General features: G+C 68.6%; 13 protein-coding genes and 2 pseudogenes. 11 read left to right on the top strand and 4 right to left on the bottom strand.

The window, feature by feature from the left end; all coding sequences use genetic code 11:
- Window positions 1–100 precede the first annotated feature (100 nt).
- Window positions 101–187 (bottom strand): annotated as a pseudogene (locus tag E4U91_RS35540) (IS5 family transposase); the annotation flags it as partial.
- Window positions 188–707: 520 nt separating this feature from the next.
- Here E4U91_RS35540 and E4U91_RS35535 point away from each other — a divergent pair.
- From E4U91_RS35535 to E4U91_RS35495, 8 genes and pseudogenes are all read left to right on the top strand, one after another.
- Window positions 708–1,030: pseudogene (locus tag E4U91_RS35535) on the top strand (transposase); the annotation flags it as partial.
- Between the two features lie 816 nt (window positions 1,031–1,846).
- Window positions 1,847–3,307, top strand: coding sequence for a hypothetical protein (locus tag E4U91_RS35530; protein ID WP_137311209.1), 1,461 nt, complete (start codon window positions 1,847–1,849; stop codon window positions 3,305–3,307).
- Between the two features lie 121 nt (window positions 3,308–3,428).
- Window positions 3,429–3,809 (top strand): hypothetical protein, encoded by a 381-nt coding sequence (locus E4U91_RS35525; protein WP_137311208.1) that lies wholly within the window; start codon window positions 3,429–3,431, stop codon window positions 3,807–3,809.
- A 290-nt stretch (window positions 3,810–4,099) separates the two neighbouring features.
- Entirely contained in the window at window positions 4,100–6,937 is a 2,838-nt protein-coding gene (locus E4U91_RS35520) for a TIR domain-containing protein (protein ID WP_241678936.1), read from the top strand.
- Window positions 6,938–7,475: 538 nt separating this feature from the next.
- Window positions 7,476–8,327, top strand: a complete 852-nt coding sequence (locus E4U91_RS35515; protein WP_137311206.1) for an IS5 family transposase — start codon at window positions 7,476–7,478, stop codon at window positions 8,325–8,327.
- A gap of 309 nt (window positions 8,328–8,636) precedes the next feature.
- Window positions 8,637–9,359: a hypothetical protein gene (locus E4U91_RS35510; RefSeq protein WP_137311205.1), complete on the top strand. Its 723-nt coding sequence runs from the start codon at window positions 8,637–8,639 to the stop codon at window positions 9,357–9,359.
- 69 nt (window positions 9,360–9,428) lie between these two features.
- The gene (locus E4U91_RS35505; protein ID WP_168218305.1) at window positions 9,429–9,959 is read left to right on the top strand and encodes an NUDIX domain-containing protein; all 531 of its coding nucleotides are present in this window, start codon (window positions 9,429–9,431) and stop codon (window positions 9,957–9,959) included.
- Window positions 9,960–10,403: 444 nt separating this feature from the next.
- The gene (locus E4U91_RS35495; protein WP_137311203.1) at window positions 10,404–10,763 is read left to right on the top strand and encodes a hypothetical protein; all 360 of its coding nucleotides are present in this window, start codon (window positions 10,404–10,406) and stop codon (window positions 10,761–10,763) included.
- Window positions 10,764–10,998: 235 nt separating this feature from the next.
- Here E4U91_RS35495 and E4U91_RS35490 read toward each other — a convergent pair whose 3' ends face one another.
- The 3 genes from E4U91_RS35490 to E4U91_RS35485 form a co-directional block, all read right to left on the bottom strand.
- Window positions 10,999–11,688: a DUF3261 domain-containing protein gene (locus E4U91_RS35490; RefSeq protein WP_137311202.1), complete on the bottom strand. Its 690-nt coding sequence runs from the start codon at window positions 11,686–11,688 to the stop codon at window positions 10,999–11,001.
- Between the two features lie 234 nt (window positions 11,689–11,922).
- A complete protein-coding gene (locus E4U91_RS38320; protein ID WP_168218304.1) occupies window positions 11,923–12,075 on the bottom strand; it encodes a hypothetical protein in 153 nt (50 codons plus the stop codon).
- A gap of 89 nt (window positions 12,076–12,164) precedes the next feature.
- A complete protein-coding gene (locus tag E4U91_RS35485) occupies window positions 12,165–12,848 on the bottom strand; it encodes a DUF6308 family protein (RefSeq protein ID WP_137311201.1) in 684 nt (227 codons plus the stop codon).
- Between the two features lie 382 nt (window positions 12,849–13,230).
- Here E4U91_RS35485 and E4U91_RS35480 point away from each other — a divergent pair, with 382 nt between their 5' ends.
- From E4U91_RS35480 to E4U91_RS39345, 3 genes are read left to right on the top strand one after another with little or no spacing between them, the layout of a single operon-like run.
- Window positions 13,231–14,808, top strand: a complete 1,578-nt coding sequence (locus E4U91_RS35480; RefSeq protein ID WP_137311200.1) for a DEAD/DEAH box helicase family protein — start codon at window positions 13,231–13,233, stop codon at window positions 14,806–14,808.
- A complete protein-coding gene (locus E4U91_RS38315) occupies window positions 14,727–15,428 on the top strand; it encodes a hypothetical protein (RefSeq protein ID WP_168218329.1) in 702 nt (233 codons plus the stop codon). Before E4U91_RS35480 ends, E4U91_RS38315 begins: the two co-directional genes overlap by 82 nt.
- Entirely contained in the window at window positions 15,386–16,138 is a 753-nt protein-coding gene (locus tag E4U91_RS39345; protein WP_338326718.1) for a type I restriction-modification enzyme R subunit C-terminal domain-containing protein, read from the top strand. The genes E4U91_RS38315 and E4U91_RS39345 overlap by 43 nt, the downstream gene beginning before the upstream one ends.
- Window positions 16,139–16,151: the final 13 nt, after the last annotated feature.

The raw sequence follows: 16,151 nt of genomic DNA, 5'->3' as shown, positions 1-16,151 counted from the left end.
TGTAGCGCCATATTCGGCAGGGTTTGGCCGGTTCGCCGTCCGTGGCCCGGACTCTTGTCGAGCCGTCGGTACGGGTAGAGCCTCAGCACCCAGTACCGGATCCGCGTTTGCGAAGGTACTCGCGGATCGCGCGGGAGGAATACGCCTTGTCGGCCAGGACCACGTCTGGCCTGGTGCGGGGCCGTCCCCGCCGGGGACACGATCCGGCGCGGGCCGCGGCGGCTACGCAGTCCCTGGGTGCGGCGCTGAGCGAAGGCGAGCAGAAGCCAGTGGGTGGGAGGCATCCATGGCCAGTAGCGCAGTGCGAAGTAGGCGCCGATCGCGAGCAGCGCGCCTGACAGGCCCAGAGCCACCCAGGAGCGCGTCGCGGTGGCGCCCGTCAGCGACGGCCAGCGGCCGGTGAAGAAGTCCGACGCGTGACCGGGACCGCAGACCACGGCGATGATGCAGGCAAGGCTGAAAAGGACGAGGGGCACGGTGTGCACGAACAGGTGCGCTATCCGCACCCGCCACGTTCCCGCGACGGGTCTTCGCAATGGGCCGGGCCGCAGGCCCTTGGATCTGCGGTGTAAGACGTCCACCTGGGCGCCGAGCAGGGCCGCGGCGCTCAGCACGGCCTCGGCCGAGTCGGCGTGGCGCGCTGCACGGTCGGCGACCGCATAGGGCGCTTCTACCGCCGGCTGGGGTGTAACGGTGCGGGCCGTCAGCTGATCGTCGACGACACCGGCTTCCTGAAGAAGGGCCTGCGATCGGCCGGGTGCAATGGCAGTACTCCGGCACCGCCGGCCGGACCGAGAACTGTCAGATCGATGTGTTCCCCGCTTACGCCACCGGCCGCGGCCGCATGCTGAACGACCGGCGATTGTATCTGCCCACGTCGTGGACGGACGACCGGGAACGCTGCCGGCGGGCCAGCATCGGCGACGAGGTCGCCTCCGAGACGAAGGTGGCCATGGCCAAGGCCATGGTCCGCAAGGCCGTCACGGACCGGATCCCGATCGGCTGGGTGACGGCGGACGCCACCTACGGCTACAGCAGGGGCTGACGGTTCGAGCTGGAACAGGCCGACATCTTCCACACCCTTCTGCTCGCCAAGCTGCTGGCCGCCGGTGCGTCCAGCAAGGCCACCCTCCAACCCTGCCACGAAACTGGGTCTTTCACTGCCCCGTTTGGCACTGGCCCAGGGAAGACTTGGTACGTCCACCAGCCGGTTCTGGACCGGGCGCCTCGCGCGGGCGAAGGGTACGCCTACATCACTCTCAGCCGCGTGCAGCAGCCTTGATGGCAAGCCGGTCAACGGGGGGCGGACCCGCCCAATAGTTCAGCACCTCGGCATCCGTCCTGCCCAGGTACGGCCGTCCGGTGGACGGGGCCGAATGCTGGACCGAATCAGGGAAAGCAAGACGAGGCGTGCGCCGCAGAAGCCAGTGACAGGTCTGATTCCGGACAGCGTGGGCCCGCAACTCCAGCCACGCCACGCGCACTTGCTCCGACGGTGACATCCGGTGACCGAAGGCACCAGCGCCGACGGGGGCACAGCCCGCCGTCAGCTCAGCCGGAATGGCCACGACGTCCGTGCACTCGGCATCGCGTCGCTTCGGAGGCACGATGACGCGAATGTCCCTCGTTCAGGAACGGCTGAGGACCTCAGGGTGGTGCCGGGCTGATCGAGGAGGAGGGCATGGTGTCACGTCGGGAAGGCAACACTGGAGACTTATCACTAGCCGCAGTCATCCCTATGCCGTCCTGGCGGGCCAGGGCGGGCTGGTTGCTGAGAGCCCACCGGCAGTGCCATGGCGATGCCGTACTGCGGGGACTGCGGGGCTTCGCGCGCGCCCTCACTGCCGTGGGCGGTGACGCCAGCCCGAGTTCGGTGTCGCGCTGGGAGACCGGACGGACCGCTGTGGACCGCGGCGTCGTGCGGCGGTACGAGGACATCCTCGGGCTGCCGTCCCACCATCTGCTGTCTGTGATCGACGTGATGGCCCGCTACGACGGAGGACGGTCAGCTGTAGCCTTCCTGCGGCCTGCCCAGCCCACGAGCACCGGGGATCGCGCGACCGGACGGCGACTGGACGCCCTGCTGGACCGGGTACTGGACGGCGACATCTTGGCAGGCGGGGACTGGGACGACCTGACCACACTCGTGACCGCTCCCGGGGTTGTGGTGGGGCCGGGCCGCGTCCGGCAGTCCGTAGCACGGCGACTGCTGGAGGAGATGCTGGTCTCGGACGGCGTGGCCTGGCGGCGACGTTACGAAGCAGTCGGGCGGCTGATGGCCAACGAGATGTGGACGACGGACGCTGTCGAGGCGTGCGAAACCGTGCTGGCGTGCCCCGAACACGCGGGATTGATCGAGGTCGTCAGCATGCTCGAGGCCAGTGCCCACCCGCAGGCCGCCCGGCAGGTCCTGCGCCAGTTGACCGACCCGATCGCTTCGGAGACCTTCTACGGGGCACTGCTGGCCAGCCACCGCAAGAACCGCAGGCGTCACTTCTCCGGTCGGCAATCTGCCGTCGTTGCTGAGGTGGTGTCCGGCGTCCTGGGGAAGACCTCCGGCCGGCTCGAGGGTGAGGCCGCTGCCGTGCTGCTGCACCAGCTCCAGCTGTCATCAGCCCGCGCGGCACGTCTGGCCGAGATGGCGTGCGAGTGGCCCGTGACCTGCAACATCGTGCGGCACGGGTGCCTCGTCGAGCCCCATGCTGCTCAGGTCGTGCTGGCCCGCATGTCGGCCCGCGTCTCCGACGGCCCGGGGCCCGCCCCCGACGCGATGCTGCGCGGTTTCATCGACGACGTTCTGCACCACCCCGTGGCGGACGTCCGGCTTTACACAGCGATGCTCCTGGACGCCAGTCCCTACGGCAGCACGGTGGCCGAGGCGCTTTGCGAAGAGCTGCGTGTGCCCGGCATGGTTCAAGTGACCGAGCGCGCCGTGCCGGCCTTATACGCACTCCGGGTGTTGGGCGGGCCAGGCCAGCGACCGACTGTTGCGCGGCTTACTCTGGCCCGTGGACTGCCCCATGAGGTCGAACAGGCGGCGGTGCATGCGCTCGGGCACATCGGCGGCCACAGCCCTGCCGGCTACTGGCAGGCAGCCTTGCGACGCCTGGAGGAGCGCTGGCGGGAGCATCCCGGCCCCAGCGTCCGGTCGGCTCTGAAACGCTTCGTGTACAACGCCGCGATGAGTGGAGAACTGGATGTGCTCCGGCGCCTGGCCCACACCCACCCGCAGTCCGAGCCGTTGCGCAGTATGTCGGGCTGGTGGGTTGAGCTGGCCCGTGCCGTGCGGGAGAGCGCGTGCGTGTAGCTGCGCGGGGACGTTCTGGCCTGGGTGTTGCACAGCAGACAAGCGGGTGCAACACACACGTCCAGGCAGCCTGGGCGCGGCAAGTATGAGCACACCGATTCACCCGACCTCTGGAGAAGACATGAGGACGCGCTTGCGCACCACCACGGCTGCTATCGCTCTCGCCACGGCCACCGCGGCCCTGGCCCTCGGCACCGGCGGCGCAGCCGACGCCGTAGCCCTGAAGTCCGCCACCGGCTGCAACAACAACGTCTGCATCTACGTCGCCGGCAACGCGGGCGGCACGGTGCTGGTCCAGGCCTGGGCGCGAAACACCACCTTCACCGGCTACTTCCACGTTACCTGGCCCGGCGGGAGCCGCGACAGCGGCACCCAGACCTGGTTAGGCGGCAAGGGCAACTACTACTCCACGAGCTTCACGTCCGGCTCCGGCTCCGTATGCGCCACGGGCTACACCACAAGCGGAGCGGCCCAGGGCACCCCCTGCCTCAGGGTGTCCTGACCCGGCCTGCCCCAACCCGGCGCCGCTGCCCGCCTCCCACCCGGGTGGGCAGCGATGCCGGGCGAGCGTTCGCGACACAACTGATCGACGCGGTCATCACCGGACACAGCATTTGACCTCTACCTCCGAGTTTTACGAACCGCCACTAGACGCTGCCCCGGTGTGCTCGTATGTCTCCAGTGGGTTCGCTGCGCATGAAGGTTGACTCAGTGCGTTGGGGGGGCGAATGAAAACGCAGCAGGGACACGGGGGCCATGGGTGGTGCCGTGGGAAGGGCTGAGGTGCGAGCAGTGGCACCGGACGGTGCGAAGCAGCGCGACGCGTTCATCTCATACAGCCAGAGAAAGAACGCGCTGCTCGCGAAGAAGCTCCAGCGAGGGCTGGAGCGCCTGGCCGTCTCGCGCTTTCGACCCATGGGGATGAGCGTGTTCCGCGATGTCACCAGCCTGCCGGCAACCCACGACCTGTGGCAGTCGATCCAGCGCGAATTGGCACGCTCCCGCTATCTCATCCTGCTTGCCTCCCCCGAGGCCGCAGCCTCGCCCTGGGTGGCCAAGGAAGTCGACTACTGGCTACGGGAGCGCGACTCAGAGCACTTGATCATCGCCGTCGCAAGCGGTGAGATCGAGTGGGACGACAGGGCTGGCGACTTCGACTGGCAGAAGACCACCTCCTTACCACGGAATTTAGCCGGCCGCTTCACGTCCGTGCCGCTTTGGGTTGACCTCCGGGAGTTCGAGGAGGCCTACTACTCCCTGCGCTACCCGCCGTTTCGTGCCGCGGTCGCCACCATCGCTTCGCCGTTACGTGGCCGCCCCAAGGAGGAGTTGGAGCACGACGACTTCCGGCAGCTTCGGTTCGTCAAACGGCTGAGCTGGTCAGGGATCGCCCTGCTCGTGGCGCTGCTCGTCCTTGCGGTCTACGGCTTCTTCGACGCTAACATGCAGCGTCGAGAGGCCCAGGCTCAGGCCCGTGTCTCTGCCTCACAGGCGCTCGCGGCTCGCTCCGGGCAACTGCTCAGCGCCAGTCCCAATCAGGCTGCACAGTACGCTCTTTACGCCGAGGAGACCCGGTCAACCCCGGATTCCCGACGTGCCCTGGCCCAGGCCGTGGCTGCCGCGCCGTACGCCAGGCGGCGGCTGCAGGCGGACGCTGACTCCGTGACGGACAAGGAGAGTGCGACCCGCCCGGCCGAAACGGACGTCGTCCTCAGCGCGGACGGTATGACCGCCGCGTACCGCTCGGCGTTTGACCAGGTCCAGGGCGTACGCCTCTACAATGTGCGCTCCGCCCAGCAGTCGCGTGTGGTGCGCGCCGAGGGCACGCCCAGGGCGTTGAGCCGCGACGGCCGCGTCCTGGCCACGGAGGTCTACCTCAACCGGGTCCAGCTGTGGGACACCCGGACCGGAAAGCTCTTGCGCACGATGGCTACGGGGCACACAGAAGACCTCCCCCGCGTAGGGCAGGGGCTCTATGCCCTCGTCCTCTCGCCCGACGGTCGATGGGTGGGGGCCTCGCACTACACCCCCGAGGGCGAAGCGTTCGTGGTCGTGTGGAGCGCGTCCGACGGGAGTGAGATCACTCGGCTTCCGGTGAGCGACGCACGGGTGGGGATCGGCTTCTCCGCGGACGGCTCCCGGATGACCCTGGTCGACAAGGGCCGTCGGGAGGTCCGGGAGTTCCTGACGGACTCGGCGAGCTGGGAGGCGGCCCGGTCCCTGCCCGGGATGTCCGGCGGCACTGCGGAAGCCTTGAGATACAGCGAGGTCCTGCTGTTCGACGGGGCGCGCAAAGCCCTGACTCGGACGTCCAGGCGTGCTGAGGTGTGGGACCTGGAGCGGCGCCGCCGCATGGCCGTCCGGCTTTTGGGACCGTACGAGGACATGACGGTCGCCGAGGGCAAGGGGACCTTCCTGGTGGGCGGTAAGGACGGCACGGTCCGGCTCTACGACACCGCGCTGCGGCCCGGCACGACACTCGGGAGGCTGGTCCGCCCTGCCAGCACCATTGCCATGTCGGCCGACGGCACTCAGATAACCGTCGCCTCCTACGGCGGCGAGCTCAATCTCTTCACCACTGGAGTCCGACGGGGTCAGCATGTCACCTTGGGCTACAAGGATTTCACCTTTGGGGATCTGACCCCTGACGGACGGATGGCGGTGCGCCGAACCGAGGGGCGCACCGAGTTCTGGGATCCGGGCACTAGCCGCAGGCTCGGCCGGATTCCGTACGCCAACCTGTCGGTGAACCTGGAGGACACGGCTTACACGCTCAGCGGGAACAAGCGGTACGTCGGTATGCAGAGCATGGAAGGCGGCGAGGACCAAGGGCGGTTCGACATCTGGGACCTGCGCACCGGAAAGCGCACGAACTGCGGCGGGGCCACCGACGGAGTCTCCAGCGGGCTCATCCGCCCCGGCGTGTTCTTCCTCCCGGGCGACCGATACGTGGTCGGCTACTGGAACGGCGCCGTGGAAGTACTCGACACTCGGACCTGCACCCGCGGCAAAGTAACAGAGGGCTCCGACAACCTCGCCCTGAGCGGGGACCGCAGGACCCTGGTCATACTGAACGGCGATGGTGTCGATACCTGGCGCTGGGACGGCGACCAGGCCTTCGAGCATGTGGCCCACACCACTCTGCCCACCGAGACCCAGCCCATGAGCATAAGCGTCGACCATGAGGGAAAGCAGGCAGCCTTCTCCGACTGGGAAAGCCATGTGTACGTCGTACGGCTGGCCTCCGGCCGCCGCGTGCGTGCCACTGGGTATCTGCCGCACGACACCTCTGACGTGGCGTTCAGCCGGGACGGCAAGCTGCTGTTCCAGGGCTTCATGACCGAGAACACCCGGGGTGTACGTGTCCTGGACGCGGGTAGCGGCGATCAGCTCGACGTCTGGACCACGGACCCCCCGGCCGGCTCTGTGCAGCCTAACGAGGGCATGCAGGTCGTGCCCGGCCCAGCCAACGACATCCTCACCCTCGGCCCCGACCACAAGATCGTCCGCCGCACGGCCGGCGTGGAGGCTTGGCACGACCTCCTGTGCGGCCTGGTGAGCCAGCCCCTGCCCGCCCGGGAACGAGACCGTTACCTGGAGGGCTTGGACGTGAAGGCGCCCTGCCGCTGAGGGAAACGCCATCGGGTCACAGACGGGGACGGACCTGACATGCCGCTTTCCTGATGGCGTATCGACAGACGTGGTGATGCGCGGGCGGCGGAGGAGTCCCTCCGCCGCAGGGCGGAGGGACTGCGGCGTGAAGTCAGCAGGGCGGATGCCGGAAGGGAGGCTGAGGTAGGCGCCCCCGGCCGTGTCCGGTCGGCGGCCGTGACGCAGTCGCCGGTACTCGTGGGCTACTGGCGGGAGGACGCGGCCCGGTCGGAAGTACCGGGCTCGCGTTGGCGCATGCCCCCTCAGGACGCCGGACAGAGTGCGCGCGGGACGGGGCCGGCGGCACGCCATCGGTTGGCGGTGAAGGCCCCCTGGCCCATCTGCACAGTGATCGCACCGGGTCCACCGTTGCCTCGACATTCCGCACCCGTGCCGTGTTGCCGCTGCCCCAGCTGACCATCGTGCTGCCGCCGGGGCTAAGAGGGCATCTGATCTAGGTAGTTGGTGTTCTGGGATGTTTGTGTGACTGCCGTCGTTGGTGGTCGTTGGATCAGGCGTGAGTGTTCGTCGCCCGTACCGCAGTGACGTGTCCGACGCCCGCTGGGCCTTGATCGAGCCGGTCTTCACCGCTTGGCGGGCGAGACGGACTGGCCCCGGTACGGCGGCCCGGGTGCACGACCTGCGAGAGATCGTCAACGCGATCCTCTATGTCAACCGCACCGGGATTCCGTGGGAGTACCTGCCGCACGACTTCCCTCCGTACAAGACCGTCTACGACTACTACGCGAAGTGGGAAACCGACGGCACCACCCAGCAGGTCCACGACCTGTTACGCGACAAGACCCGTCGCGCGCACGGCCGCAGTGGGGAACCCACCGCGGCCGTGGTCGACGCGCAGAGCGTGAAGACCTCGGCAAACGTCGCCGAGACGAGCCAAGGCATCGACGCCGGCAAGAAGATCAAGGGACGCAAGCGGCACCTGATCACGGACACGCTCGGTCTGGTGCTGGCAGCCCTCGTCACTGCCGCGAATGTGCACGACACCACCGGCGGCAAGCGCCTGCTCGACGACCTGGCCGCGGCACATCCCAGTGTGACCAAGGTATGGGCCGACGGCGGTTACCAGAACAGCATCTTCACCAACGGCGCACAGTTGGGCATCGACGTCGAGGTGGTACAGAGGCCACGGAGGAAGAGGTTCGAGCCGCTGCCGAAACGGTGGGTGATCGAGCGGACCTTCGGCTGGCTGATGCAGCACCGCCGCCTTGCACGGGACTACGAAGCCCTCCCTCAGAGATCGAGGGCAATGATCCACTGGGCCACGGCTAACAAAATGTCCCGCGAACTGACCCGAGAATCCGTACCAACCTGGCGAACTGAAACGGACAACCCACCTACAACGGCGTGAACCTTGATCAGATGCCCTCTTAGAGCCAGTGCAGGGCACGCCGGTGACGTCGGCGCTGTGTCCGTCGAGCGGATCGCCGATCTTGCGGGAATGTTCGCCGATGGATGACGAAGACCGGTGCAATGGGCGCCCACACCAGGCGGAGGTGGCCGTATGCGGGCGGGGAAAGCCACTTCCGTCGCTTCCCTCACCACCGACGGGCTTACGAGTAAAGGCAGTTGGACCGCGCGGGTGCGGGTAGGGTCCGTCATCGGGCCAGGGCTGGACCGTGGCTGGTAGGAGCGGGCACACACAATCGTGGGGACGCGCATGAGCCGACTCGGCAGGCAGGCCGGTCGCACGGCACGCATCGGACTGTCCGTAATCGCGGGGGTGGTAGTCGGGCTCGGCGTCCACGCCATCGGCCACACCAGCGGCTCCCTCCTCTTCGCGATCACCGGCGCCCTGGCGGGCGCCCTGGTTGCCGGCGGCCTCGACGCCTACCGGCGCTCCGCCCGCCTCGCGGAGGTGAAGGTGACCGTACCGCAGCTCAGTGAACTCACCTTCGTGGTGAACAACGACTCCCGACAGGTCGCCTGGCAGCTGTTCGTCGAGTCGGTGACGCGCGTGTCGGTGCAACGACTCGACGAAGAGGACGGCCTGCTGCGGGAGGCTCTGACATCCCTGTACGGTCTGTTCGCGACCACCCGAGAAACCCTGAAGATCAGTCGCCCCTCCACACACGTGAGCGTCGGGATGACCGTGGAATGCCTGGCCGTGAACTTCCTCAACCTCGAACTGCGCCCGTTCCTGTCCCGGTGGCACCCGCGCCTGCGGGCCTTCGAGGAGACATCACCGGGACGTCCCGAGATGGAGTGGCCCCTCGCCGCGGACTGCCGCGCCGAACTGCGGCTGCTCCAGGGCAACGCCCGCAGCTACCTGCTGGCGTTCGCGCGACTTGCCGGCGTTCGGGACGCCGAAGCGATGATCGACGCACACTCGGTCCATCGACCCCGCACCGTGGCGCCGCCCCGTGGACCCGTGGGCAGCTGACAAGTGGGCGGTCCACCGGATTCGACCTGGCCATCCCGGCCCGCAGGCCGGACCGGTACGGTGCTTTCCGTGGAACAGCGAGGATCATGGACCCGGCACGGCGGCAAGACGCCATACCGCACCCCCCGTTTCCGGGTGCACCGTGACAAGATCACCAGGCCCGACGGACGACGTGGCAACTACGACTGGATCCAGGCACCCGACCAGGTGCGGGTGGCGGCCCTCGTTGACGGGCAGCTCGTCCTGATCGAGCAGTACCACTACCTCGCCGGTATCCTGTGGCAGCTGCCCGGCGGATCCGTCGATCCGGACGACAACGACGCGTTGACCGCGGCACGCCGCGAACTGACCGAGGAGACGGGCTACCACGACGGCACCTGGACCGGGCACGGCTTCCTCCACCCCCTGCCAGGCCTCACCGACTGCCGGGTGCACCTATGGCGCGTCGACCAGCCAAGCTCCGGTCCGACCGCTGCGGAACCGTCCGAGGCAGATCTGAAAGTCCTCCGCGTTCCCCTACCGGAAGCCGTCGCCTCCATACACGAAGGCCGACTTCGCTGCGCTCCCAGCGCCGCACTGATTCTGTCCCTGACGAGCTGAGCCAACCCCTCCACCGGCACATGCCCGGCTCCGGCCGGTCCGAGCCCGATGACCACGCGCTCGGACATTACTGCGGTGGTTTGAGTACGAAGGGTCCACCTGGCCAGTGATAGCCGGGCACGGCCTCTGTCTATCCACGTCACCGCGGGCCAGGCCGGTGACGCCCCGGCCATTGAGGCGGTCACGGCCAGAATCCGGATCCCGCGAAGAGGACTCGGCAGGCCGAGAACTGGCCCATCTGGGCACGGCGGCAGAGCGCCTCGTAAATGCGTGGCGCAAGAACGACGACGCCGTCGCGCGGGAGCTCGTGCACTTGGCGTCAGGTGACGACGTCCTCGCTGACCGGGCCCTGTCGGTTCTTATTGCTGCGGACGTTCCCGAGGGGATGTTCCCTTCTCGCGCGGCACCTCTCGGACCCGGCCGCGGGCGCTGGCGGCCACTGTCGTGTCCGAGGCCGGGGGTCGGATTCGTTATGTCCGGCCGCTCGCCTGCGATGCCGCACTGCTTGAGGCGGTCCGGGCGCGTCTGGCGTCGGACGGCGTGGGGGAGGAGGAATCGGTGTACCTATTGGGGCTTCTCGCACACTGGGGGCCGAAGGCCAGCTCGGCGATTCCCGAACTGCTGGCCGTTCTCCCGCGTTTCCCCCGGCGGGTGTCCGAGGTCCTGGCCAGCGTGGTCGCCGGGGTGGAAGAGTATCGTGAGGCGGTCGTTGACGCCCTGGAGGCCGCGGTCGGCCGTCCGGCCGCGGTCGGCCGTCCCGAGGGCGGCGAGGCCGCCGCGGCCGCCCTGCGGCGCCTGGCCTGACCGAGGCGAGTCGCACCGGTCTCCGCCTGGCCCGTCCTCCCGGCCCAACCGGGCAGCCGGTCTGCTCGGGATGGTCGGCCGGTGGTGGCCTTGCGCTTCGGTGAAGAGCGGGGCGCTCGCGCCCTGCGGGACAGCTTGATGGCCGAGGACGCCGTACCGGCCGCCTTCAAATAGGACTCGTCCCGCCTGAGGCTGGAAGATAGGTACGAGCCGGTCATCGTGGTGTAGCTACGCGTCAGACGGTTGTCGCTGCAGTGCGTCGGGCGGCGGCGGCGCGGGTGCGGGCGATGGTGGTGGGGTGGATGCCGTAGTCGGCTGGGTCGAGGCTGATCAGGTGGCGGTGCAGGCGGCGTATCTGCAGGGCCAGGTCGAGGTGGAGGCGGGGGCGTTTGTCGCGGACTTCGGCGATGGTGCGGGCGTTGACGTTCAGGTTCTGGGCGAGTGTGGTGGCCGGCCATCCGGCCCGTGCCAGGTCAGCCAGCAGCCGGGATGCTTCAGCGGAGTCGGTCAGGCCGGGGGCGCCGGGGGTGCGGCGGGCAGGGAGCGGGATGCCGAGGATGGCGTCGGCCGAGGTGCGAGCAATGTCCCGGGCCATGGGGTCTTGCGTGTGGGTGCGGAGTACTCGGCGGACCAGGGTCACGGACAGGCCGGCCCGGTCGGCGATGTCCTGGGCGGACATGCCCCGTTCGCGCAGCCGGGCCGCCCACCGGGCGGCGGCATGGGGTGGGACGCGGGCGGATCGGCCGCGCGCGCGGTCCTGGTTGCGTCGGCGGCGGGCGCGCAGTGCTGCCTGGCGGCACTCGGCGCGGGTGCAGCCGTAGTCGGCGCACGACGCCTGCCCGTGACGGACCGACGACCGTCGCGGCCGACGCTGCCGCGCGGCCGGCACGGCGACGGAAACGGACTGCTCCGCGGTGAGTGACATGGCGATTCCTACGGCGAGTTCGGTGTGCCGGCCCACGGTACGCGCCCCCACCGACAAAACAATCGTGCTGCGCAGCGCCTATCGGCGGGAAAGCGAGAGGGATACTCCCGACTGAACGAGCGACGAGGCGCAGGTATGGCGCATGGAGCGCGGCAGATGGTGTGAGGCGGGCTGCGGCTCGCCGTCGCTGCCGAAGTAGCAGGCGCCGTCGAGGGCCAGTCACCAGCCAGTCTTTCAGCGCCAGGTGCCGTCGTTGAGGCGGCGGCCAGTCCGGCCCTTGGTCATGGCGGTGAAGATCAGCGCATCACCGTCGAGCCGGTGGAAGTGGCGTTCGAACGCCCTTGGTCGTGGGCTCGTGGTCTCGACGCATTCCAGATGATGCGTCATCGGAAGCACATCGAATGCGGGGGCAGTCGATCAGACTGCCAGCTCGGTGACCTCCGCCTACGCCTCCCCGCCGTACTCCACCCGAGAGCTCAGCTCGTCGGGACCTGCCCCTGCCGTCCTTGATGCATCCAGGCAATGACGTCGAACACACGCAGGACGCCGATATCCGCACCGATCCCCGCCTTGTCGCGGAGACGGGCCAACTGATCGTAGAAGGCGCCGTTGTCCGCCCGCAGGGCCGCAGCCAGCGCTGCCCAGAAGGAGTGGTCTGTCTTCGGTCGTTCAAAGAGCTGCTTGACGCGGATGTCGTAGATCGGTATGAGGTGCGGACGCTTGCGGGCCAGCAATTTGCCTGCGACAACCGGACCGCTGCCGTCGGGCTTGCCGGGGTGCTGCTTGGTGCCGGCCAGGCGTTCCCACAACTCCCAGGCCGGTCCGCCTTGCACTATGAGCGCATCACTTCGATGGGTCTCCAAACCTGCGTCATGAGGGATGAGCGACAGCAGGCGCGCCCAGTGCCCGTCGGGGTCGGTCAGCAAGTTGATCGCGCCATGCGGCTCCAGGGACACACTGAGCATGGTGATGGCCACCAGGTCGTTGCTGTCGAAGCAGTACGCGACGTACTCGGCGTCCCCGCCCCCGCCCAGGCGCTCGAAGCACGCGCCGGAATAAAACAGATCACCGCATGAGCGTCGTCGGGTGAAGTACTCACCCAGCAGGCTCACAGCCTTCTCGTCGTCCCAGTAGATTTCCGGGATCTTCAACTCGATCACCCGAAGCCCCCCAACTCCCATGCCACTAGTGATGTGTCGGTGGACGGTACACCAGCTGAGACCCTGCGGTGGCTCGAGCGGAAGCCGGGGCCAACACTCGCGCCTGTGCTCCACCGTATACAGGGTGGCTTCTGGCACCTGCTCCAGGCATGGGCCTTGGTCCTGTTGGCGTCTGAGAGCTGGCAGGAAATGCCGTTTGCTGATGTTTCTATCATCAGGCCCTTCTGACTTTCTGTGACCATCTCCCGCGTCTCAGGGGAACCTCAGTCCCTTCAGGTCGGGCCCCGAGGCCCGACCTGAGGCGATAGATTTGGGGTGCTTGTTCGACGCCGTGCCACGGTCGCCGGCGACGCTGACGAAGAGTGAAGGGAACGTGGGCCGAGTGCACCAGGTGGCTGTCGAGGAAGCCCTGGCGGAGCTGGCCGCCGCTTCCGCGAACTTCGGCTTTCTGCTGCCGCTGGAGCCCCTCCTGCTGCTGTACGGCGCGGGTGCCGAGGCCGACGCGCACGCCCGCCCGGACCGATCTCTCGCTCAGTCCCGGCAGTTCGCGGAGGTGTTGACCGCGGAGTCCGCCCGGCTGCTCGGACCGGAGTCCGTTGACAGCGCGGCCGAGGGCCCGGTACACCGCGCGCTGACCGAACTGCGCCGCTCCAGCGACCCCGCACCCGGCAGCGAGGGCGGACGGGACGACCGGTCCCGTGCTCGACGTCTCGTACGCCAGTGCTTCGACCTGGGCGTCTGGTACTTCCGACTGCGGACCGGAGTGCGTGACGCGCTCTCCTTCGTCCCGTCTGCCGTATGGGACGACGCCCCGGCGAGCTCACCGCGCCGGCAGGTGGCCGTACGGGAGCCGGTGACCGACCTGGCCACCTGGGTGGCCCTACTCGACGAGTACGTCCCCGTGCTGCGGCGGACCTTCGACCGGCGTACGCCCGCCGAGACGGCCACCAGCGCATCCCTGAAGGCGCGTTCGACCCTCCTGGAGGCGGAGTGGCGCGTCGCGGATCTGCTGACCGAGGCGGGATGGGCCGTACGGGATGATTCGGACGCGCCGGACGAGCTACCGGTGCGGGGGGTCGCGATGCGGGGCCCGGCGCAACCGGACTGGGCGGTGGGATCGGGCTACGTGCTCCGCGTCGACGGTCAGCCGGTGGGCACGGTCGCGGTGCGGTCCCCCCGCGAGGACCTGCGCGCGGCGATGGTCCGGACCCGTGAGGCCGGCACCCCGTCGACGTCGTCCGCGGAGCGGCGGATGCCCTACATATACGCCAGTGACGGCGTCCGGGTGCTGTTCCGGAATGGGGATGACCCCGAGCCGCGCCCCCGGGAGGTCTTCACCTTCCACCAGCCGGATACCGTCGCCCGCTGGCTACGCGAAGCCGCGACCGACCCCCAGGCGCCAACGTTTCAGGGTCGCGTGCGCCACCGTCTTCCGGACCTCGGTGGTGACGGCTACCCTCGGGACTCCCTCTGGTCCGTGCAGTACGAGGCGGTGCGGGCGTTCGAGAGCTCGCTGCGCCGGGGCGAGCGCCGGGCCATGGCCCAGATCGCTGTTGGGGGCGGCCGGATGGTCACGGCCGTCACTGCGGCCCACCGTCTGCTGCGGTACGCCCGGGCCCGCCGGATCCTCTTCCTGGTCGACCGGGTGGAGCTCGAAAACCAGGCATTGGCGACCTTCGCGGCGTACTCCGGCCCTGGCGACGATGGCCGGAAGTTCACCGAGTCGTACCGGGTGGAGCGGTTGGGCCTGGACGCCGTGCCGTCCCAGGGAGTGGTCGTGAGCACCGTGCCGCGGCTCCACAAGGCCCTGTCCAGGGGCAATCCGGCGTCCGGAGTCCGCTATCGGCCAAATCTGCCCCCGAGTCCTTCGAGCTCGTCATCGCCGACGACTGCCATCGGTCCGTCTCCCCCCGATGGCGTGCGCTGTTCGACTACTTCGACGCCCCGGTGCTCGGCCTGACGGCCACCCCGACGGACCGGGCGCTGGAAGTCTTCCAGGGCAATCTGGTCAGCTCCTACACCTTCGAGCAAGCCGTCGCCGACGGCCGAGCTGTGGACGTCACCATCTACCGTATTGGCGACCTCCCCACGCGATCGGAGCGGGCGGCCGACACTCTGCAGGAGGAGTTCGACCTCGACGTGGGGGAACCCCTCGGACACCGTCGCTCCGTGGTGAGTGGCAAGGCGCTTCACGCCGCGCTGACGGCGTTCAAGGAGGGGCTGCCGTCGATGTTCCCCGAGCGGGCGAGGCTCGGTTCCGGGGACGTGGCGCTGCCCAAGACCGTCGTCTACGCGGCCAACGACCAGCATGCGGACGAGGTAGTCGACGCGGTGCGCGCGGTCTTCGGGCAGGGGCCTGGCTTTTGCCAGAAGGTGACACTCAAAGGCGGATCACCGTACCGGCTGCTTCGCAGTTCCGTAACACCGTCGAACTGCGAATCATCGTCGTCGTGGATCTACTTACCGGGACGGACATCGCCCCCGTCGAATGCCTGCTGTTCCTGCGGGACGTCAAGTCCTCATATCACTTCTTCCAGATGCTCGCGGTCGGGACGCGCCCTATCGCGTCGGCGGAACTGAGGGCGGTCACCCCCGGCGCGTCGGCCAAGACCCAGTGCGTGGTCGTGGATCCGGTCGACGTCGCACGACACCATGCCAGTCAACCTTCCACGACGCGGAAGCAGAGGCGAGGGACGGACGCGGACGAGGCCCCGGCCCCGACCGCCGCCGCAACCGTCGACGACGCCGAAGTCATGGAGCGCTGGCGGTCCTTCCTCCGGGCTGGCAACGACCCGACGCAGGAGCTGATTATCGGCACAGGGGGCCTGGCTGAGGGTGACGTCCGGAGGCTTCGCTCGTGGGTCGAGTCTCTGGCGCAGCCGCCCCACAGCCTGACGGCGGAGCGGATTTGGAGCGTGTACGAACGCGCCGGTGTCACTGTGTCGGATCCCCGTCGGCCGCGGACACCGAAGGGGCCCGTGGACCTCCTTGCCCTCGTCCGGTACGAAGCGGGCTCAGAGCCGCGCCCGCGCCCCTACCGCGACCAGGTCTTCGACCGGCTCGACGCGTGGATCGACCACCAGGAACGCCAGGGACGGTCCTTCGACTCCGACCAGGTCTGGTGGATGGAGCACATCGCGGACGGCATGGCGGCCGACGGACATTTCGCCGCCGCATCTCTCGACGCCGTTCCCTTCACCCTCAGGGGCGGCACGTCGGGCTTCCTGCGCGCCTTCAGGGAGCAGGGTGCGGTCCGCCTGCTGGACGAGCTGCGGAGCGTGCTGGCGTGAGGACGGGACTGCC

Origin of the sequence: Streptomyces lasalocidi, assembly GCF_005280215.1 — a bacterium.
Classification (GTDB): Bacteria; Actinomycetota; Actinomycetes; order Streptomycetales; family Streptomycetaceae; genus Streptomyces; species Streptomyces longwoodensis.
This window is presented reverse-complemented; position numbering and strand designations above follow the sequence as displayed.